20 protein-coding genes are annotated in these 17,380 nt (G+C 65.6%); 17 read left to right on the top strand and 3 right to left on the bottom strand.

Features of this window, described 5'->3' with window-relative positions:
- The first annotated feature begins 98 nt into the window (after positions 1–98).
- Genes ACGYK4_RS10495 through ACGYK4_RS10475 form a run of 5 tightly spaced genes read left to right on the top strand, consistent with a single transcriptional unit; the run spans position 99 to position 2,958 of the window.
- On the top strand, positions 99–545 hold the full coding sequence (locus ACGYK4_RS10495) for a hypothetical protein (RefSeq protein WP_394456363.1): 447 nt from the start codon (positions 99–101) through the stop codon (positions 543–545).
- The gene (locus ACGYK4_RS10490; RefSeq protein ID WP_067264877.1) at positions 545–1,231 is read left to right on the top strand and encodes a MotA/TolQ/ExbB proton channel family protein; all 687 of its coding nucleotides are present in this window, start codon (positions 545–547) and stop codon (positions 1,229–1,231) included. The genes ACGYK4_RS10495 and ACGYK4_RS10490 overlap by 1 nt, the downstream gene beginning before the upstream one ends.
- Positions 1,224–1,601 (top strand): biopolymer transporter ExbD, encoded by a 378-nt coding sequence (locus tag ACGYK4_RS10485; RefSeq protein WP_394456360.1) that lies wholly within the window; start codon positions 1,224–1,226, stop codon positions 1,599–1,601. The genes ACGYK4_RS10490 and ACGYK4_RS10485 overlap by 8 nt, the downstream gene beginning before the upstream one ends.
- 2 nt (positions 1,602–1,603) lie before the next feature.
- Positions 1,604–1,993 (top strand): ExbD/TolR family protein, encoded by a 390-nt coding sequence (locus ACGYK4_RS10480; RefSeq protein ID WP_394456358.1) that lies wholly within the window; start codon positions 1,604–1,606, stop codon positions 1,991–1,993.
- The gene (locus ACGYK4_RS10475; RefSeq protein ID WP_394413677.1) at positions 1,990–2,958 is read left to right on the top strand and encodes a TonB family protein; all 969 of its coding nucleotides are present in this window, start codon (positions 1,990–1,992) and stop codon (positions 2,956–2,958) included. The genes ACGYK4_RS10480 and ACGYK4_RS10475 overlap by 4 nt, the downstream gene beginning before the upstream one ends.
- Positions 2,959–2,974: 16 nt before the next feature.
- Here ACGYK4_RS10475 and ACGYK4_RS10470 read toward each other — a convergent pair whose 3' ends face one another.
- The gene (locus ACGYK4_RS10470) at positions 2,975–4,309 is read right to left on the bottom strand and encodes an aspartate aminotransferase family protein (RefSeq protein WP_394456356.1); all 1,335 of its coding nucleotides are present in this window, start codon (positions 4,307–4,309) and stop codon (positions 2,975–2,977) included.
- Positions 4,310–4,482: 173 nt separating this feature from the next.
- Here ACGYK4_RS10470 and ACGYK4_RS10465 point away from each other — a divergent pair, with 173 nt between their 5' ends.
- From ACGYK4_RS10465 to gap, 6 genes are all read left to right on the top strand, one after another.
- Positions 4,483–5,490, top strand: coding sequence for a BMP family protein (locus tag ACGYK4_RS10465; RefSeq protein WP_394432568.1), 1,008 nt, complete (start codon positions 4,483–4,485; stop codon positions 5,488–5,490).
- Positions 5,491–7,038, top strand: a complete 1,548-nt coding sequence (locus ACGYK4_RS10460) for an ABC transporter ATP-binding protein (RefSeq protein ID WP_394432566.1) — start codon at positions 5,491–5,493, stop codon at positions 7,036–7,038.
- Complete coding sequence (locus tag ACGYK4_RS10455; RefSeq protein WP_394456354.1) at positions 7,028–8,077, top strand: ABC transporter permease; 1,050 nt, start codon at positions 7,028–7,030, stop codon at positions 8,075–8,077. Before ACGYK4_RS10460 ends, ACGYK4_RS10455 begins: the two co-directional genes overlap by 11 nt.
- Entirely contained in the window at positions 8,077–9,021 is a 945-nt protein-coding gene (locus ACGYK4_RS10450; protein ID WP_394432562.1) for an ABC transporter permease, read from the top strand. Before ACGYK4_RS10455 ends, ACGYK4_RS10450 begins: the two co-directional genes overlap by 1 nt.
- A gap of 127 nt (positions 9,022–9,148) precedes the next feature.
- Positions 9,149–10,429: an amidohydrolase family protein gene (locus tag ACGYK4_RS10445; protein WP_394456352.1), complete on the top strand. Its 1,281-nt coding sequence runs from the start codon at positions 9,149–9,151 to the stop codon at positions 10,427–10,429.
- A 147-nt stretch (positions 10,430–10,576) separates the two neighbouring features.
- Positions 10,577–11,578 (top strand): type I glyceraldehyde-3-phosphate dehydrogenase, encoded by a 1,002-nt coding sequence (gene gap, locus ACGYK4_RS10440; RefSeq protein ID WP_394456350.1) that lies wholly within the window; start codon positions 10,577–10,579, stop codon positions 11,576–11,578.
- 39 nt (positions 11,579–11,617) lie between these two features.
- On the opposite strand, the gene ACGYK4_RS10435 is transcribed toward gap, so the two are convergent.
- A complete protein-coding gene (locus ACGYK4_RS10435; RefSeq protein ID WP_394432556.1) occupies positions 11,618–12,145 on the bottom strand; it encodes a winged helix DNA-binding protein in 528 nt (175 codons plus the stop codon).
- A gap of 198 nt (positions 12,146–12,343) precedes the next feature.
- On the opposite strand from ACGYK4_RS10435, the gene ACGYK4_RS10430 reads away from it, so the two are divergent.
- A complete protein-coding gene (locus ACGYK4_RS10430) occupies positions 12,344–13,411 on the top strand; it encodes a Hint domain-containing protein (protein WP_394456348.1) in 1,068 nt (355 codons plus the stop codon).
- A 36-nt stretch (positions 13,412–13,447) separates the two neighbouring features.
- Here ACGYK4_RS10430 and ACGYK4_RS10425 read toward each other — a convergent pair whose 3' ends face one another.
- Complete coding sequence (locus ACGYK4_RS10425) at positions 13,448–14,017, bottom strand: TlpA family protein disulfide reductase (protein WP_394432552.1); 570 nt, start codon at positions 14,015–14,017, stop codon at positions 13,448–13,450.
- 23 nt (positions 14,018–14,040) lie between these two features.
- Between ACGYK4_RS10425 and argH the strand changes: the two genes are divergently transcribed.
- The 5 genes from argH to lysA are packed head-to-tail and all read left to right on the top strand — an operon-like array spanning position 14,041 to position 17,376.
- On the top strand, positions 14,041–15,432 hold the full coding sequence (gene argH / locus ACGYK4_RS10420; protein ID WP_394456346.1) for an argininosuccinate lyase: 1,392 nt from the start codon (positions 14,041–14,043) through the stop codon (positions 15,430–15,432).
- Positions 15,429–15,608, top strand: a complete 180-nt coding sequence (locus tag ACGYK4_RS10415) for a hypothetical protein (protein ID WP_271689320.1) — start codon at positions 15,429–15,431, stop codon at positions 15,606–15,608. Before argH ends, ACGYK4_RS10415 begins: the two co-directional genes overlap by 4 nt.
- 8 nt (positions 15,609–15,616) lie before the next feature.
- On the top strand, positions 15,617–15,766 hold the full coding sequence (locus ACGYK4_RS10410) for a hypothetical protein (protein WP_156505620.1): 150 nt from the start codon (positions 15,617–15,619) through the stop codon (positions 15,764–15,766).
- Positions 15,766–16,083 (top strand): DUF2834 domain-containing protein, encoded by a 318-nt coding sequence (locus tag ACGYK4_RS10405; protein WP_394456344.1) that lies wholly within the window; start codon positions 15,766–15,768, stop codon positions 16,081–16,083. Before ACGYK4_RS10410 ends, ACGYK4_RS10405 begins: the two co-directional genes overlap by 1 nt.
- A 27-nt stretch (positions 16,084–16,110) precedes the next feature.
- The gene (gene lysA / locus ACGYK4_RS10400) at positions 16,111–17,376 is read left to right on the top strand and encodes a diaminopimelate decarboxylase (protein WP_394456343.1); all 1,266 of its coding nucleotides are present in this window, start codon (positions 16,111–16,113) and stop codon (positions 17,374–17,376) included.
- The last annotated feature ends 4 nt before the right edge of the window (positions 17,377–17,380 follow it).

Here is a 17,380-nt window from a genome sequence, read left to right as displayed (position 1 = left end):
CGCTTGGCGCAAGAGGTGCTGCGACGATTCTGCCCCGCTGTGGCAGGCGCCCCAGACCTGCGCCGTGATCAAAGACAAACCCATCGGGAGCCACCCCCATGCCGCATTTTCGTTCCGCGTTCCTCGCGGCCCTGTCCCTGACCATCGCCCAAGGCGCTGCCGCCGAGACGCCCGCCGCCACACCGGCAAGCGCGACACCCGCGCTCAAGGTTGAGTTGAACGCCGCCGACACCACGGATGCCAATTGCAAGCTGACCTTCCTCATCACCAACGAACTCTCCGCCCCGCTCGACAAGGCAGTCTATGAAACCGTGCTGTTCGACCGCGAAGGCACCGTGAACCGGCTGACACTTTTCGATTTCGGCGAACTGCCCGTTGGCCGCCCGCGCGTGCGTCAATTCGTGGTGCCGCAGACCACCTGCGAAAACCTTGGCCGCATCCTCTTTAACGGCGCGCAAAGCTGTGACGGCGCGGGGATCGAGGCGGGCACCTGCGAAAGCGCGCTGGCCCCGGCAACCCGGACCGAGATTGAGGTGCTGGGCTGATGGATCAACTTGACGCGCTGCTGACCCCGCTGCGGGGCATTGCCGAAACCGGTGGCCCGGTGGTGGTGATCCTGATGGCCGTGGCCGTGCTGACCCTTGCGGTCGCGCTTTATAAGACATGGCAGTTCCGCGCCGCCGCCGTGGGCCGCCACCGGGCGCTGTCCGAAGCGGTCAACGCATGGGAGCGTGGCGATGCCGCCGCCGCCCGCGCGGCGCTGGGCCGGTCGAAAAGCTACCTCGCCCCGGTGATCGAATTGGCCATGTCCGCGCCTGAGGCGGGTGCTTCTCGCTTGCAGGCCGAGGCCGAGATGCGTTTTGCCAAGCTAGAGCGCGGCTTCCGCCTCCTCGATTCCGTGGCGCAGCTTGCCCCGCTCTTGGGTCTCTTCGGCACGGTTCTGGGCATGATCGAAGCCTTCCGCGCCTTGCAGGATGCGGGCTCTCAGGTGGACCCGTCGATCCTCGCCGGTGGCATCTGGGTGGCGCTTCTGACCACTGCCGTGGGGCTTGTCGTGGCCATGCCGACCGCGCTGGTGCTCAGCTGGCTTGAGCAACGCATGGAGAACGAGCGCGTCATCGCCGACAAGGCGATCCTCACCGTGCTGCATCCCGGCCAGAACGCGGCCCCCGCCGCTGCGCCCGCCGCCACCCCCTTTGCCGCCGCCGCGCCCCGGCCAGCCCATGGCTAGGCCACGCCGGCGGCGCAACCGCCTCTCCATGACCTCCCTGATCGACGTGATCTTTTTGCTGTTGTTGTTCTTCATGCTGACCTCGACCTTCTCAAAATTTGCCGAGATCGAATTGGCAACAGCGACATCCGGGGCAGGGGCCGAGACGGGGGCGAAACCCTATTTCCTGCAACTGACCACCGAGGGGCTGCGCCTCAACGGCGATGCGCTGACGCTTGACGCGCTGACCGCCAGCCCCTTGGCCGAGGCCGAGGAGGGCACCCCGCTTCTGGTATCGCTCGGGGCCGAGGTCGAGGCGCAGGCGCTGGCCGATCTGCTTATCGCGCTGCGCGCCCTGCCGGGGCTCAGCGTCTCGGTTTTGGAGGGCTGACCATGCGACCCATCGCCAAGGCCAAACCGCAACGCGAACCGACCATCGCGCTGATCAACATCGTCTTTCTGATGCTGGTCTTCTTCATGGTCGCAGGCACCCTGTCGCAGCCGCTCGATTCCGATCTCAACCTCGTCGAAACCCGCGAGCTTGAGGGCCGCGCCCCGCCGAATGCGCTGGTGGTCCATGCCGATGGCCGCATGACCTACGCAGGCCAAGACCGCGCCAGCGTGGCCGATTTCATCGACGCGCTGCCCGAAGAAGAGCGCGGCACCGTGCGGCTTCTCCCCGACCGCGCGCTGCCCGCCCGCCGCCTTGTCGAACTGACCCGCGAATTGCGCGGGGCAGGGGCCGCGCGCGTCATGCTTGTCACCGAAAGGGCGCTGCAATGATCCCCCGTTCCGGTCTCGTCAAAACACTTTCCATCGGCGTCGCGGCCAGCCTCGTCGTGGGCGTGTCGCAACTCGCCCAGATCGACGACAGCGCCAAGATCGCAGGCGGCGGCGCGCCCGCCGCGGCCCAGCTTGGCACGCGGTTTGAGGATATGGCGGTCGGCACATTGGATGCCGAACCGGTGGAAGAGATCACCCCAACCCCCGAACCCGAACCGCTGGAGACCGCAGAGGCACTGCCGCCGACGCCTGCGCCCGAGCCCACGCTCACCCCCACGCCTGCGCCCGTCGCAGAGCCGGTGCAGACGGTTGAGGCCGAGCCCATGCCCGTGGCTCCGCCCGCCGCCGCGCCGACAGAGACGCCGGTCTTGCCCGCCTTGACCCCGGTCGAAACCCCGCCTGAGACGACTGAGGCCACGCCAACGATCACGGCTGCCGCCCCGGTGCCGCCGGTCGAAACCCTCACCGCCGAGGCCGAGGATGACGCGCCGCGCCTGTCGCAGCGCCCGCAGCGCCGCGACCCCGAACGCGCCGCCGAAGCGGCCAAGAAGGCCAAACCCAAGCCACAGCCGAAACCCAAGCCCAAACAGACCACGCGCGGCAATGCGAAGCGCAACAACACCAAGGGCGCGCAGACCGCCAGCCGCGCCGGCAACGCCGCGCAATCGGGCAGCCGCCAACGTGCCGCCGCGCCTGCGGGCAATGCGGCGGCCAGCAACTATCCCGGCAAGGTGATGAGCCGCATCGCCCGCGTCGGCAAGCCGCGCGTCCGTTCCCGCGGGACGGCTGTCATCGCCTTCTCGATCGGTGGGGGCGGGCAGTTGGCAGGGGTCCGCGTGGCCCGCAGTTCCGGGTCGGCGGCGCTGGATCAGGCGGCGCTTGGCATCATCCGCAAGGCCGCCCCATTCCCGCGCCCGCCCGCCGGGGCACGGCGCAACTTCTCGATCCAGATCAAAGGCCGGTAACGGGCAGGCGGAGGGCTCAGCCCTCCACGATCACCCCGTCGACCGCCGCGCCCAGCATCTCGACCGTCATCTCGATTTCCTCGGGCGGGGAGGTGAAGGCCGGGGCCAGCAGAACGTGATCCCCCGCCGTGCCATCGGCGCAGCCCTGCGAAGGGTAGCAGATCATCCCGGCCTCCATCGCCGCGCGCTGGATCTTGCCCGCGAGGTTGCGGCTGACGTCGAAGGGCGTCTTGCTGTCGCGCTCGGCCACCAGTTCGATGGACCAGAACAGCCCGCGCCCGCGGATGTCGCCGACATGGGGATGCTCGCCAAAGCGGTCGCGCAGTGCGGTTTCCAATTGCTGCCCCCGCGCGCGCACCGCGCCCAGCAGATCGCGGCACTCGACCTCTTGCAAAACGGCCAAGGCGCCGGCTGTGGCCACCGCATGCGACATATAGGTATGCCCGTTCCACAGGCTGCCGCTGCCCGCCATGATCGCGTCAATCACGCTTTCGCGCGCCATCACCGCCGCGATCGGCTGGTAGCCCGCGCCGAGGCCCTTGGCCATCGTGGTGATGTCGGCGCAGATCCCTTCCTGCTCCAACGCAAACAGGCTGCCGGTGCGCCCCATGCCGCACATCACCTCATCGGCGATGAGCAGCACGCCGTGGCGGTCGCAGATCTCGCGCACATGTTTGAAATACCCCTCGGGCGCGGGCTGCGAGCCGAGCGAGGCGCCGACCACCGGCTCGGCCACGAAGGCGGCGACCGTCTCTGGCCCAAGTTCAACGATACGGTCCTCCAGCTGATCCGCCAGCCGCCGCGCGAAATCCGCCGCGCTCTCGCCCTCGCGTTGCAGCCGGTAGGCATAGGCGGCGTCGATATGTTCCACCTCCATCAGCATCGGGGCAAAGGGCTTGCGGCGCCCGGCATGGCCGCCCACCGCCAAGGCGCCGAGCGTGTTGCCGTGATAGCTGGGCTTGCGCGCGATGATCTTGGCGCGCGCCGTGTCGCCGCGCTCCAGATGGTACTGCCGCGCCAGCTTCAGCGCCGCCTCCATCGCCTCGGACCCGCTGCCCAGATACATGACCCGGCCTTCGCCCGTACCCTCGGGCGCGCGGGCGATCAGATGGTCGGCCAGCGCCTCTGCCGGGGCGTTGGTGAAAAGGCCGGTATGGGCAAAGGCGAGCTTGTCCATCTGCGCGGCGACGGCGGCGCGCACGGCGGCATTGTCATGCCCAAGGCTTGATACAGCCGCACCGCCACAGGCGTCCAGATAGCGCTTCCCTTTGTCATCAATAAGGAAATTTCCTTCTCCGCGTACGATCACAGGTTGCGTGGCGCGCAGGTTACGGTGCAATACATGGCTCATCGTAGAATCCGATCCTTGGGGTCGACCCTATTTACCGCTTCGCTTGCTGACTGCCACATTAATCAGCACCACGCGCGTATTCGGAAAAGCTTGGGCTGACCTAGGGTCAGGAGAAGCTTGACAGGTAAAATATTTTATCAAACGGTAAAATACCTAACCAACGGGGGATAAAAATGACACAACGCAATTTCACACGCCGCTTCCTATTGGGCACGGCGGCCATGCTGGCGGGTGCCAGCCTTTTGCCGCAGGGCGCGCTGGCCGCCGAGCCGATCAAGGTTGCGGGCGTTTACACCGTGCCGGTGGAGCAGCAGTGGGTCAGCCGCATTCACAAGGCTGCCGAGGCGGCGCAGGCGCGCGGCGACATCGAGTATACCTTCACCGAGAATGTCTCCAACACCGACTACGCCCGCGTGCTGCGTGAATACGCCGAGGCCGGCAACCAGTTGATCGTGGGCGAAGTCTTTGGCGCCGAAGCTGAGGCGCGCGAAGTCGCCGCCGATTACCCCGAGGTCGCCTTCCTCATGGGCTCCAGCTTCAAGCAGGACGATGCGCTGCCGAATTTCGCGGTCTTCGACAACTATATTCAAGACGCGGCCTACCTGTCGGGCATCGTAGCAGGGTCGATGACCGAGAGCGGCAACATCGGCATGGTCGGCGGCTTCCCGATCCCGGAAGTGAACCGCCTGATGCACGCCTTCATGGCGGGCGCGCAGGAAATGAACCCCGACATCAAGTTCCAGGTGAGCTTCATCGGCTCCTGGTTCGACCCGCCCAAGGCCAAGGAAACCGCTTTCGCCATGGTCGAGCAGGGGGCCGATGTGCTCTATGCCGAGCGTTTCGGCGTCTCGGACGCGGCGCAGGAGAAGGGCGTGCTGGCCATCGGCAACGTGATCGACACGCAAGCCGAATACCCCGAGACGGTCGTCGCCTCTGCCCTGTGGCACTTCGAGCCGACGCTCGATGCCGCCATCGCCGCCGTGAAGGCCGGGGAGTTCAAGGCCGACGACTACGGCCGCTATTCCTTCATGGCCGAGGGCGGCTCCTCGCTCGCCCCTCTGGGCACCTTCGAGGGCAAAGTCCCGCAGGAGGCGATGGACCTCATCGAGGAGCGCGAGAAGGCGATCCGCGACGGGTCCTTCACGGTCGAGATCAACGACGAAGAGCCGAAGTCCAACTAAATGACCGATCAAAACCCCGAGGCGCAGGTGGTCCTGCGCCTCGATGGCATTACCAAGCGATTTGGCAAACTCACCGCCAATGACGCGATCAGCTTTGATCTGCGGCAGGGCGAAGTCATTGCCCTGCTGGGCGAGAACGGCGCGGGCAAGACCACGCTGATGAATATCCTCTTCGGCCACTACACGCCCGACGAGGGCCATGTGGAGGTTTTTGGCGAGCGTCTGCCCGCCGGTAACCCCCGCGCCGCGCTGGCCGCTGGCGTCGGCATGGTGCACCAACATTTCACGCTGGCCGACAACATGAGCGTGCTGGAGAACATCGTCCTCGGCACCCGCTCGATCTGGCGGCCGGGCTTTGGCAGGGCTCAGGCGCGGCAGCGGATCGTGACGCTCATGGACGACTACGGTCTGCGCGTCGATCCCGACGCACAGATCGGCAGCCTCAGCGTCGGCGAGCGGCAGCGGGTCGAGATCCTCAAAGCCCTCTACCGCGAGGCACGTATCCTGATTTTGGACGAGCCGACCGCCGTGCTGACCCCGCAGGAGACCGAAGACCTCTTTGCCACCATGCGCAAGGCCGTGGTACTTGGCCTCTCGGTCATCTTCATCTCCCACAAGCTGCATGAAGTCATGGCGATCTCCTCCCGCGTCGTCGTGCTGCGTCACGGCAAGCTGGTGGCCGAGGCCAAGACCGCCGAGACCGACCGCGCCGCAATGGCGCAGATGATGGTGGGCTCCGAAGTCGCCGCGCCGGTCGTGCGCCGCGCCGATCCGGGCGAGGCCTTGGTCACGCTTGCAGGCGTCTCCACGCCCGACAACGGTACTGCACCGGGGCTGAAGACCGTCGACCTCGATTTGCGCGCAGGCCAGATCACCGGGCTGGCCGGGGTCTCCGGCAACGGCCAAACCGCCCTTGCCGACCTGATCGGCGGGCTCATTCGCCCCGCCTCGGGTACGTTTCAAGTGAAAGGCGACGCGCCCCGCGGCTGGTCGCCCCATGCCGCCATCGGCGCAGGCATCGCCCGCATCCCCGAGGACCGGCACAAGACCGGCACCATCGCTGATTTCGACCTTACCGAGAACGCGGTGCTCGAGCTTTATTCCCGCCCCGGTTTTTCCCGCCACGGCTGGATGAACTGGCACACGGCGCGCGATTTCGCCGCGAAGATCATCCAAGGCTACGACGTGCGCTGCCTCGGCCCGGAAACCCGCATCCGCCTCCTGTCGGGCGGCAACATGCAAAAGCTGATCTTGGGCCGGGTGCTGGAAACCGCGCCTTCGGTGGTGCTGGCCAACCAACCGGTGCGTGGCCTCGACATCGGGGCGCTCACCTACGTGCACGAACAACTCTTGGCCGCCCGCGACCGGGGCGCAGCGGTGCTGCTGATCTCGGAAGATCTCGACGAGGTCACGGCGCTGTCGGACGTGATCCACGTGATCTCCGAAGGCCGCCTTTCGCCCGGTTTCGCCCGCGGCGCGCTCACCCCCGCCGAGCTGGGCGTCTGGATGGCGGGCGATGGATTCGAGGAGACCTCCCATGCGGCTTGAACCCGTCGCCAACCCCACATGGACCCGCTCGCTGGGCCTGCCTGCGCTGGCGCTCTTCGCCACGGTGGTCGTCGCCTCGCTCTTGGCGATGGTCGCGGGCGCGCAGCCCTTCTCGGTGCTGGGACTGATCGTCAAGGGCGCCTTCGGCTCCAAATTCGCGCTGCTGGAGACGCTCAACCGCGCCACGCCGTTGATCTTTACCGGCCTCGCCGTCGCCGTCGCTTTCCGGGCGAAGCTGTGGAACATTGGGGCCGAAGCGCAGCTCTACATGGGCGCGGTGGTGACGGTGGTATTGGGCACCGGCGCGTTGGCATGGCCCAGCTTCGCGCTGCTGCCGACGATTGCCCTTGCCGCGATGCTTGCCGGGGCCGTGGTGCTGCTGGTACCGACCTTCCTGAAAACCCGCTTCGGCGTTGATGAAGTGGTAACCACGCTGCTCTTGAATTTCGTCGTGCTGCTCTGGGTCTCCATGCTGCTCGAAGGCCCGCTGAAAGACCCGATGGGCCTCGGCTGGCCCAAATCCGCAAGGCTGATCGGCGAGGCGCGGCTACCCCGCATCGCCGAGGGGTTGCGCCTGCATTGGGGCTTCGGCCTCGCGCTGATCTCGGCGCTGGTCGTCTGGGTGATCCAGCGCCGCAGCACGCTGGGCTACGAGATGCGCGCCGTGGGGCTGAACCCTGCTGCCGCGCGTTTCGCGGGCATCCCGGTGAACGCAGTGCTGATTAAAACGGCGCTGCTCTCGGGTGGCCTCGCCGCGCTTGCGGGCTTTTCCGAGGTGGCGGGGCTCAAAGGCAGCCTCACCTTGGATATCTCGCCGGGCTTTGGCTACACCGGCATCATCGTCGCCATGCTGGCGCTGCTGAACCCGCTGGGCGTGGTCGTCGCCGCGCTCTTCGTCGCGGGCATCTTCGTGGGCGCCGACAGCATGAGCCGCGCCGCCGGGGTGCCCACCTACCTCGCCGATATCATGCTGGCGCTGGCGCTTTTGGCGATGGTGCTGGCGATCATGCTTACGAAATTCCGGGTAAGGCGCGACTGATGGATATTTTCGACATTCTCCTTCAGGCGAGCTTTTGGACCGCCGCCATCCGCATCGCCTCGCCGCTGATCTTCGCCGCCTTGGGCGAATTGATCTGCGAGCGCGCCGGGGTGCTGAACCTCGGCATCGAGGGCATCATGGTCGTCGGCGCCTTTGCCGGCTGGCTCACCGTCTACTTGGGCGGAGGGCTGTGGTTCGGGGTCGCCGTGGCGATGCTTTCGGGCATGGCCTTCGGGTTGGTGCATGGCGTGCTGACGGTGCCTTTCGGCCTCAGCCAGCATGTCGTCGGCCTCGGCATCACGCTTTTGGCGACCTCGCTCACCTACTATTGCTACCGTCTGGCGCTGCCCGAGGTGACCTCGCCGCCCAAGATCGAGGCTTTCCGCCCTTTGGAAATCCCGCTTCTGTCCGACATTCCGGTGATCGGTCCCGCGCTCTTTTACCAGACCCTGCTGACCTATCTGGCCTTCGCGCTGGTGCTGGTGGTGACGCTGGTGCTCTACCGCACGCCGATGGGCCTCGCCCTGCGCGCGGCGGGCGAGAATCCGGCGGCGGTCGAGGCGCAGGGGCTCAGCGTCTCGGCAATCCGCATCGGCGCGGTCATGGTTGGCAGCGGGCTGATGGCCGTGGGCGGGGCCTTCCTGACCATGTCGGCCTTCAACTCGTTCTTCTTCGAGATGGTCAACGGCCGCGGCTGGATCTGCATCGCGCTGGTGGTCTTTGGCTCGTGGAAACCGGGCAAGACGCTTCTGGGCGCGGTGCTGTTCGCGGCCTTCGACGCCCTTCAGATCCGCGTACAACAAACGCCGCTTGGAGCCGACATTCCCTACCAGATTTTCCTGATGGCGCCGTATATCCTGTCGATCCTCGCACTCGTCGTCATGTCACGTCGGGCGCAGGTACCCGCTGCCCTTATGGTGCCGTTTAACAAGGGTGAGCGCTAAACGTTTCGCTATAGATCGCTAAGGGCTGCTCCCGGCCGCGGGTGGCGGCGAAGCCCCCGCCCGGGGGGGGCGGCCGGGGGCTGCCCGGCCTGCGCCCGGGAGGGGCATAACTGAAAAGGACCAAACCATGTTCGACCTCATCATCAAAGGCGGCACACTTCCCGACGGCCGCACCTCCGACATCGGCATCAAGGGCGACAAGATCACCGCCATCGAAGACCTCTCCACGGCGCAGGCCCGCGAGACCATCGACGCCAGCGGCGACCTCGTCAGTCCGCCCTTCGTCGACCCGCATTTCCACATGGACGCCACGCTTAGCTACGGCACCCCGCGGATCAATGCCTCGGGCACGCTTCTGGAAGGCATCGGCCTCTGGGGCGAGTTGAAGGAGGTGATGACCCAGGACGAGGTCAAAGCCCGCGCACTGGAATACTGCGATTGGGCCGCCTCGCTGGGCCTTCTGGCGATCCGCAGCCATGTCGACACCTGCGACGACCGGCTTCTGGGCGTCGAAGCCCTGCTCGACGTGCGCGAGACGGTGAAGGACTACATCGACCTGCAACTCGTCGCCTTCCCCCAAGACGGCCTCTACCGCGACCCCACGGCCCATGAAAACACGATCCGCGCCCTCGACATGGGCGTCGACGTGGTCGGCGGCATCCCGCATTTCGAGCGCACCATGGCCGATGGCGCCCGTTCCGTCACCGCGCTCTGCGAACTCGCTGCCGAGCGCGGCCTCATGGTCGACCTCCATTGCGACGAGACCGACGACCCCAATTCGCGTCACATCGAGACGCTGGCCTACGAGACCCAACGCTTCGGGTTGCAGGGCAGGGTGGCTGGCTCGCACCTTACCTCGATGCATTCGATGGACAATTACTACGTCTCGAAACTGCTGCCGCTGATGGCCGAAGCGCAGGTCGCCGCGATCCCCAATCCGCTGATCAACATCACCCTGCAGGGCCGCCATGACACCTACCCGAAACGCCGCGGCCTGACGCGGGTGAAAGAGATGCAGGCCATGGGCATCGACGTCGGTTGGGGGCAGGACTGCGTCATGGACCCCTGGTATTCCATGGGCACCGGCGACATGCTCGACGTGGCCTTTATGGGGCTGCACGTGGCGCAGATGACCTCGCCCGAGGAGATGCGCCGCTGTTTTGACATGGTGACGAATGTGAACGCGCGGATCCTCGGCTTGCCGGACTACGGGCTGCGCGTTGGTGCGACGGCCTCGCTGGTGGTGCTGGACGCGGGCAACCCGATCGAGGCGTTGCGCCTGCGGCCCGACCGGCTCTGCGTCGTGGCCAAGGGCCGCGTGATCTCACAACAGGCGCGCAATGACGCGCGGCTCAGCCTGCCGGGGCGGCCCGACAGCGTGCGCCGCCGCCATAGCGCGCATTCGTAAACCCGGGCTGAAAGCAGGCCCAAAATCGGCGCCTTGAAACCGGGTGCCGATTTCCTACTTCTGGCCAATTGAACTCCGTCACACCCAGTGCTATGTTAGCGCTAACCGCGCCAATCCGCCCGAAACCGGGCCACCGGAGGACTCACCATGACCACTAAAATCGCCATCAACGGCTTTGGCCGCATCGGACGCTGCGTGCTGCGCGCGCTGATCGAGAACGGCTTTGACGGGATCGAAGTCGTTGCCATCAACGACCTGACCGATGCCGAAAACCTGCTGCACCTGCTGAAATACGACTCCGTCCATGGCCGCCTGCCGGTGGATGCGGAATTGAAGGACGGCACCCTGCATGTGGCGGGCCAGAGCATCCGCATGACGGCAGAGCGCGATCCGGCGAAGCTGCCTTGGGGCGACGTGGATGTGGCCTATGAATGCACCGGTTTCTTCACCGCCCGCGAGGCGGCGGCGAAACATCTGGAGAATGGCAGCAAACGCGTGTTGATCTCGGCCCCCGGCAAGGGTGTGGACCGCACCGTGGTCTACGGCGTCAACCATGATGAGTTGACCGGCGAAGACATGATCGTCTCCAACGCGTCCTGCACCACCAACTGCCTCGCCCCCGTGGCCAAGGTGCTGGACGATACTTTCGGGATCGAAACCGGCTATATGACCACGATCCACGCCTATACCGGCGACCAGCCGACCCACGACAGCCCGCACCGCGACCCGTATCGTGGCCGCGCCGCCGCCCTGTCGATGGTGCCCACCTCAACCGGGGCCGCCGCCGCGATTTCTGAGGTGATCCCGCACCTTAAAGGCGTGCTCGAAGGCTCCGCCGTGCGGGTGCCGACGGCCAATGTCTCGCTCGTGGACCTGTGCATCATGCCCAAGAAACCTGCCACGGCAGAGGCGGTGAACGCCGCGATGCAAGAGGCCGCCAATGGTGCATTGAAAGGCGTGTTGGCCTATGAGCCCGCGCCGCTGGTCTCGACCGATTTCAACCACGATCCGCATTCCTCGACCCTCGCGCCCGATCAGACGCGGGTGACCGATGGCGGCATGATCCGCGTGGTCAGCTGGTATGACAATGAATGGGGTTTCTCGAACCGCATGAACGACACTGCGCGCGCCATTGCCGCGCTGATCTAAGCTATTGCTGGCGCGGGGGGCAGCCCTTGCGCCCGCGCTCTACAGCGAGGCCGCCGCGCGGCTCGCTTGGTCATATTGCCCCGACATCGCCCGTAGCTGCGCCGCGATCTTGCGCAGTTCCTCGCCCGAGATATCGGTGCGCGGCAAGCCATCCAGAAAACACGCCTGACGGATCGCGCGATAGGCTTCGCACAGCTCGGCGCCCGCAGGCGAGGTGCGATAGAACACCTCCTTGCCGCGCTTCTCTGCGCTTAGCAATTCGGCCTTCACCAGCTTGCGAAGGGCGTAGTTCACCGTATGCGTGTCTTCGATGTTGAGCAGGAAGCAGATATCCGTCAGCCGCTTCTCCCGGCCCCGGTGGTTGGCGTTGTGCAGCACCAGGATTTCCAGCGGCGTCAGGTCGCCGTTCCCCGCCGCCGCCATGCAACGCGACATCCAGCGCGTGAAGGCGTTGTAGGCGATGATCATGCCGTATTCGAGTTCCGAGGCCTCCCAACCATCCCCTTCGGCAAGGTGCCGCGAAGAGACGATCCGGCGTGACGGGCTGGGGGGTACTTCTTCCGACATGCGGTGCCTCCGGCTGTTTGACCCCTCTGACGTTACCAAGACGCTGACAATTTACAAGCGTTTCGCGGCGCATCTCCGGTGCGGCAGGGGCAAAGATCAATTTGCAACAGGTTGCGCCGCCACATTCGCGCCATCTTTCGCGCGGCCCCCGGCTTTGCTAGGCTGCTTGCAATAATACACGAGGCAGGCAGAGCAGTTATGAAAACGGGCTTTCGGGGCACGTTTGTCATCAGCTGGTCGCAAACAGAGATCGACGGTCTGGAGGCCGCGCCGGTGCAGTCGCTCGAACTGGGCTCGGCCTGGGCGTGGCGCGGGGATACCATCCGGGTGGATGGGCCGAATGATGTGCTGCGGCTGGATATGGCGGATGGGGCAGAGCGGCTGCGCAAACGCGCGGCCCGCAAAGTGCAGCGCCTGATCGGGGCGGCACTAGAAGAGGGGGGCATGCTGCCGCCCGCGCCGCGGCGCGATCTGGGCACGGCCCCGCTGCCCGACGACAGCTTCATGGTCACCAATGGCGCGCGGACCTACACCGTCACCCTGATTGACGCAGGCCCGGGGCGGATGCCGCTGCTGATGTTCGTCGATGAGCTGCCCCCGCGCGACAGTGAGCTTTGGGTGATGCACAGCACCTTGACCCCCGCGCGCGCTGACCGGCCCGAGCGCGGCGGGGTGATCTGTTTCACCCCCGGCACCAGCATCCGCACGCCCAAGGGCAGCGCCCTGATCGAAGAGTTGCGCGAGGGCGATCTGATCCAGACCAAGGACAATGGGGCACAGCCGCTGGAGTGGATCGGCAGCCGCCGGATGACCGGCGCGCGGCTGCATGCCATGCCGCATCTGCGCCCCGTGCGCTTCCGCCCCGGTGCCTTGGGGATTGCCCGGCCTGATGCCCCGCTGCTGGTCTCCCCCGATCACCGGATCGTGCTGCAAGGTGCTCAGGCCCGTGATCTGTTCAACTGTGACGAAGTGCTGGTCGCCGCCAAGGATCTGATCAACGGCCACAGCGTGGCCAGCGATATGTCCCTGCGCGAGGTGACCTATGTCCATGTGCTGCTGGCCGAACATCAGGTGATGTGGGCCAATGGGGTCGAGACCGAGAGCTTTCATCCCGCCTCCGCCCCCCTGACCAGCCTTGGCACGCAGGACCGGGCGCGGCTGCTGGCGGCCTATCCGCAGCTTGAGACGGACCCGCACAGCTATGGCGGTTTCGCGCGGCGCAATCTCAGCACTTCGGAGGCGGCGATCCTGCGGCATGTGGCGTGAAGGCCGGGCCCGGGCGGCCGGCCTTGCGTTGGGCGCTTAGCTTTCGGCGCCTTCTTCGATCAGGGCCGCGATGATCGCCCGTGCGCTGTCGGAATCCCATTTCGCATCGCCCTGCAACCGTGCAATCTCGCGCCCTTCACGGTCTAGGATCACGCTGATCGGCAGGCCGAACACGCCCATCTGGCTGGCGAGCTTTTGTTTTGGGTCTTGGTGGCGGGGCAGGCTGTCGACGCCCGCTTCCTCGAAGAACCGTTTGATCCCTTCCTCAGAGTTGCGCCCCGTGGCGATGGTCAGCACCTGAAAATCATCGCCGCCGAATTCCTTTTGCAGGGCATTCAACTGCGGCATTTCCTTGCGACAGGGCGCGCACCATGTGGCCCAGAAATTCACCAACACGATCTTGCCTTCGTAATCCGCCAGCGACATCGCCTCGCCGTCGTCCTCACGCTCAAAGGTCACGTCAGACGCCGCCTGCGGCGCGTCATGGATCACGAGTTTCTTCATATCCCCGTCGCGCAGCCCCGCGATGTCAGCCGTTCCGGCAAGGGCGGGGTTTGCACCTGCGACAAGCAGCGTATAAACGAGGCCGAGCACAAGATTTTTCATACGTCCCTCCAAGGGTATTCAACATGACCGACACGACCTCGAACAAAATGTGGGGCGGGCGTTTCGCCGCCGGACCGGATGCGATCATGGAGGCGATCAACGCCTCGATCGGGTTCGACAAACGGATGGCCGCGCAAGACATCAAAGGGTCGCGTGCCCATGCCGCCATGCTGGCAGCCACAGGCATCCTGACTGATAACGACGCTGACGCGATACGGGAAGGGCTTCTCACAATCTTGTCAGAGATCGAAGAGGGCCGGTTCGAATTCTCCGCCGCGCTCGAAGACATCCACATGAACGTGGAGGCGCGGCTGAAAGACCTGATCGGAGAGCCCGCAGGCCGCCTGCACACGGGCCGCAGCCGTAATGACCAAGTCGCGACCGATTTCAAGCTCTGGGTGCGCGACCAGTTGGACGCCGCCGACGAGGGGCTGCAAGCCCTGATCCGCGCGCTTTTGTCTCAGGCCGAAGCGGGGGCCGATTGGGTCATGCCGGGCTTTACGCATTTGCAAACCGCCCAGCCGGTCACATGGGGGCATCACATGATGGCCTATGTCGAGATGTTTGGCCGTGACCTGTCGCGCATCCGCGATGCGCGGGCGCGGATGAACGAATGCCCGTTGGGGGCCGCCGCACTGGCTGGCACCTCCTTCCCGATCGACCGCGAGATGACGGCAGAGGCGCTTGGTTTCGACCGCCCCACCGCGAACTCCCTCGACGCGGTGAGCGACCGCGACTTCGCGCTGGAATTCATGTCAGCCGCCAGCATCTGCGCCATGCACCTGTCGCGCTTCGCCGAGGAACTGGTGATCTGGTCCTCCGCGCAGTTCCGTTTCGTGGCGCTGTCGGATCGCTTCTCGACCGGCTCCTCGATCATGCCGCAGAAGAAGAACCCCGATGCCGCCGAGCTCATCCGCGCCAAGGTAGGCCGCATCTTCGGCGCGAACACCGCGCTGATGATGGTGATGAAGGGGCTGCCGCTGGCCTATTCCAAGGACATGCAAGAGGACAAAGAGCAGGTCTTTGACGCTGCCGACAACCTGATGCTGGCGCTGGCCGCGATGACCGGCATGGTGGGCGACATGACCGCCGAGCGTGAGAACCTCGCCGCCGCCGCGGGCTCGGGCTTTTCCACCGCCACCGATCTGGCCGATTGGCTGGTGCGGGTCCCGAACCTGCCCTTCCGCGACGCGCATCACGTGACCGGCACGCTGGTCGCCATGGCCGAAGCGCAGGGTTGCGATTTGCCGGACCTGACGCTGGAGCAGATGCAATCGGTCCATGCCGAGATCACTGCGGATGTTTTTGATGTGCTTGGCGTCGAAAATTCGGTAAACTCGCGCATGTCCTACGGCGGCACCGCGCCTGCGCAGGTGCGTGCCCAGATCGCGCGTTGGAAGGAAATCCTGAAGTGAAACGCCTCCTTGCGGCCCTTTCCCTGTTAAGCCTTGCCGCCTGTGGCGCGGATGGCGAACCGGTGCGGCCCACGGCGAGCAGCAGCATCACCATGTCCTCGTCGGGCGTCTCGGTAGGGACGGCGGTTGGGCTGCGCCGGGGGCCGTTCTCCGTCTCGCTCGGGGCCGGGTCGTGAGGCCGCTGTTGCAGATCACACTGGTGGCCGGGGCGCTTGCCTTGGCCGCTTGCACCCCGCCGCAGCCCAGCCCACGGCAGGCCGCGCCGACACCGCCGACCGAGCCGGGGATCAGCCTGTCGGGCTATGCCACCGTCGGCGTGGTCAAGAGTTTCTGATGTCGCTTTTGCGGATGCTCTACCTCGCCCTCGCGGTCTGGGGCGCGGTGCATCCGATGTATTACTTCGTCACATGGTTCAACGCCGAAGGCTGGAGCCTGAGCGCCATGGTGGACGCATGGCACGCCAATGCCGCCACCAGCGGGCTGGTCTGGGATCTGACCATCGCTGCCGTCACTTTGACCATCTGGATCATTGCCGAGGTCGCCGTGCGGCGCAATTTCCTCAGCCTGATTGCCATTCCCGCCACGTTCTGTATTGGGGTGAGCTGTGGCCTGCCGCTCTATCTGTTCCTGCGGACAGCGCCCATCAGATAAGCGGCGACGACATGGGGCCAAGCGCAGATGGATCATTTTCTCTATAAAGACGGTGTGTTGCACGCCGAAGACGTAAGCCTGGCCGAGATTGCCGCCGCCGTGGGCACGCCCGTCTATGTCTATTCCACCGCCACGCTGCTGCGCCATTTCCACCTTTTTGACGACGCGCTGTCGGGGATGGACCATCTGGTCTGCTACGCGATGAAGGCGAACTCCAACCAAGCCGTCTTGCGCACGTTGGCGCAGGCGGGCGCGGGGATGGATGTGGTCTCGGGCGGGGAATACCGCCGGGCCAAGGCGGCGGGCGTGCCGGGCGACAGGATCGTCTTTTCCGGCGTTGGCAAGACCCGGGAAGAGATCGAATTGGCGCTGACGGGGGGCATCCGCCAGTTCAACGTCGAGAGCGAGCCAGAGATGATCCTGCTGGATGTCGTGGCGCGTGAATTGGGCAAAGTGGCCCCGATCACCATCCGCGTAAACCCGGATGTCGACGCGAAGACCCACGCCAAGATCGCCACCGGCAAGAGCGAGAATAAGTTCGGCATCCCCATCGCCCGCGCCCGCGAAGTCTATGCCATGGCGGCCAAACTGCCGGGGCTCAAGATCGTCGGCATCGACGTGCATATCGGCAGCCAGTTGACCGATCTTGCCCCCTTTGAGCAAGCCTACGGCAAGGTCGCGGAGCTGACCGAGGTCCTGCGCGCCGATGGCCATGAGATCCGGCGGCTCGACCTCGGCGGGGGGCTGGGCATTCCCTACGAGCGGTCCAATTCCGCCCCGCCGCTGCCCACGGATTACGGTGCGATGGTCCAGCGCACGCTGGGGCATCTGGGCTGCGAGGTCGAGATCGAGCCGGGCCGCCTGATCGCGGGCAACGCAGGTGTGCTGGTGAGCGAGGTGATCTATCTTAAATCCGGCGAGGGCCGCGATTTTCTGATCCTTGATGCCGCGATGAACGATCTGATCCGCCCCGCGATGTATGACGCATGGCATGACATCGTGCCGCTGAACGAACCCGCCCCGGGGGCCGAACCGCGCCCCGTCGATATCGTGGGCCCGGTCTGCGAATCCGGTGATACTTTTGCCAAACAGCGGATGATGCCGGTGCTCGGCTCAGGCGATCTGGTGGCCTTCCGTTCTGCCGGGGCTTATGGCGCGGTGATGAGCAGCGAGTATAATTCGCGACCCCTGATCCCCGAGGTGCTGGTGAATGGCGATCAATTCGCGGTTATCCGCCCACGGCCAAGCTTTGACGAAATGATAAACCGCGATACCATCCCTGAATGGCTTTGACGGC

This window comes from Sulfitobacter sp. 1A13368, assembly GCF_043557275.1.
GTDB classification, from domain to species: Bacteria; Pseudomonadota; Alphaproteobacteria; order Rhodobacterales; family Rhodobacteraceae; genus Sulfitobacter; species Sulfitobacter faviae.
This window is presented reverse-complemented; position numbering and strand designations above follow the sequence as displayed.

What these genes read in the sequence shown, in the direction of transcription:
- ACGYK4_RS10430 (WP_394456348.1), top strand. Translation starts at nt 12,344, where the DNA reads ATGAAAACGGGCTTTCGGGGCACGTTTGTCATCAGCTGGTCGCAAACA.
- ACGYK4_RS10475 (WP_394413677.1), top strand. Translation starts at nt 1,990, where the DNA reads ATGATCCCCCGTTCCGGTCTCGTCAAAACACTTTCCATCGGCGTCGCG.
- lysA (WP_394456343.1), top strand. Translation starts at nt 16,111, where the DNA reads ATGGATCATTTTCTCTATAAAGACGGTGTGTTGCACGCCGAAGACGTA.
- ACGYK4_RS10485 (WP_394456360.1), top strand. Translation starts at nt 1,224, where the DNA reads ATGGCTAGGCCACGCCGGCGGCGCAACCGCCTCTCCATGACCTCCCTG.
- ACGYK4_RS10470 (WP_394456356.1), bottom strand. Translation starts at nt 4,309, where the DNA reads ATGAGCCATGTATTGCACCGTAACCTGCGCGCCACGCAACCTGTGATC.
- ACGYK4_RS10460 (WP_394432566.1), top strand. Translation starts at nt 5,491, where the DNA reads ATGACCGATCAAAACCCCGAGGCGCAGGTGGTCCTGCGCCTCGATGGC.
- ACGYK4_RS10450 (WP_394432562.1), top strand. Translation starts at nt 8,077, where the DNA reads ATGGATATTTTCGACATTCTCCTTCAGGCGAGCTTTTGGACCGCCGCC.
- ACGYK4_RS10435 (WP_394432556.1), bottom strand. Translation starts at nt 12,145, where the DNA reads ATGTCGGAAGAAGTACCCCCCAGCCCGTCACGCCGGATCGTCTCTTCG.
- ACGYK4_RS10490 (WP_067264877.1), top strand. Translation starts at nt 545, where the DNA reads ATGGATCAACTTGACGCGCTGCTGACCCCGCTGCGGGGCATTGCCGAA.
- ACGYK4_RS10425 (WP_394432552.1), bottom strand. Translation starts at nt 14,017, where the DNA reads ATGAAAAATCTTGTGCTCGGCCTCGTTTATACGCTGCTTGTCGCAGGT.
- argH (WP_394456346.1), top strand. Translation starts at nt 14,041, where the DNA reads ATGACCGACACGACCTCGAACAAAATGTGGGGCGGGCGTTTCGCCGCC.
- ACGYK4_RS10495 (WP_394456363.1), top strand. Translation starts at nt 99, where the DNA reads ATGCCGCATTTTCGTTCCGCGTTCCTCGCGGCCCTGTCCCTGACCATC.
- ACGYK4_RS10405 (WP_394456344.1), top strand. Translation starts at nt 15,766, where the DNA reads ATGTCGCTTTTGCGGATGCTCTACCTCGCCCTCGCGGTCTGGGGCGCG.
- ACGYK4_RS10445 (WP_394456352.1), top strand. Translation starts at nt 9,149, where the DNA reads ATGTTCGACCTCATCATCAAAGGCGGCACACTTCCCGACGGCCGCACC.
- ACGYK4_RS10465 (WP_394432568.1), top strand. Translation starts at nt 4,483, where the DNA reads ATGACACAACGCAATTTCACACGCCGCTTCCTATTGGGCACGGCGGCC.
- gap (WP_394456350.1), top strand. Translation starts at nt 10,577, where the DNA reads ATGACCACTAAAATCGCCATCAACGGCTTTGGCCGCATCGGACGCTGC.
- ACGYK4_RS10480 (WP_394456358.1), top strand. Translation starts at nt 1,604, where the DNA reads ATGCGACCCATCGCCAAGGCCAAACCGCAACGCGAACCGACCATCGCG.
- ACGYK4_RS10455 (WP_394456354.1), top strand. Translation starts at nt 7,028, where the DNA reads ATGCGGCTTGAACCCGTCGCCAACCCCACATGGACCCGCTCGCTGGGC.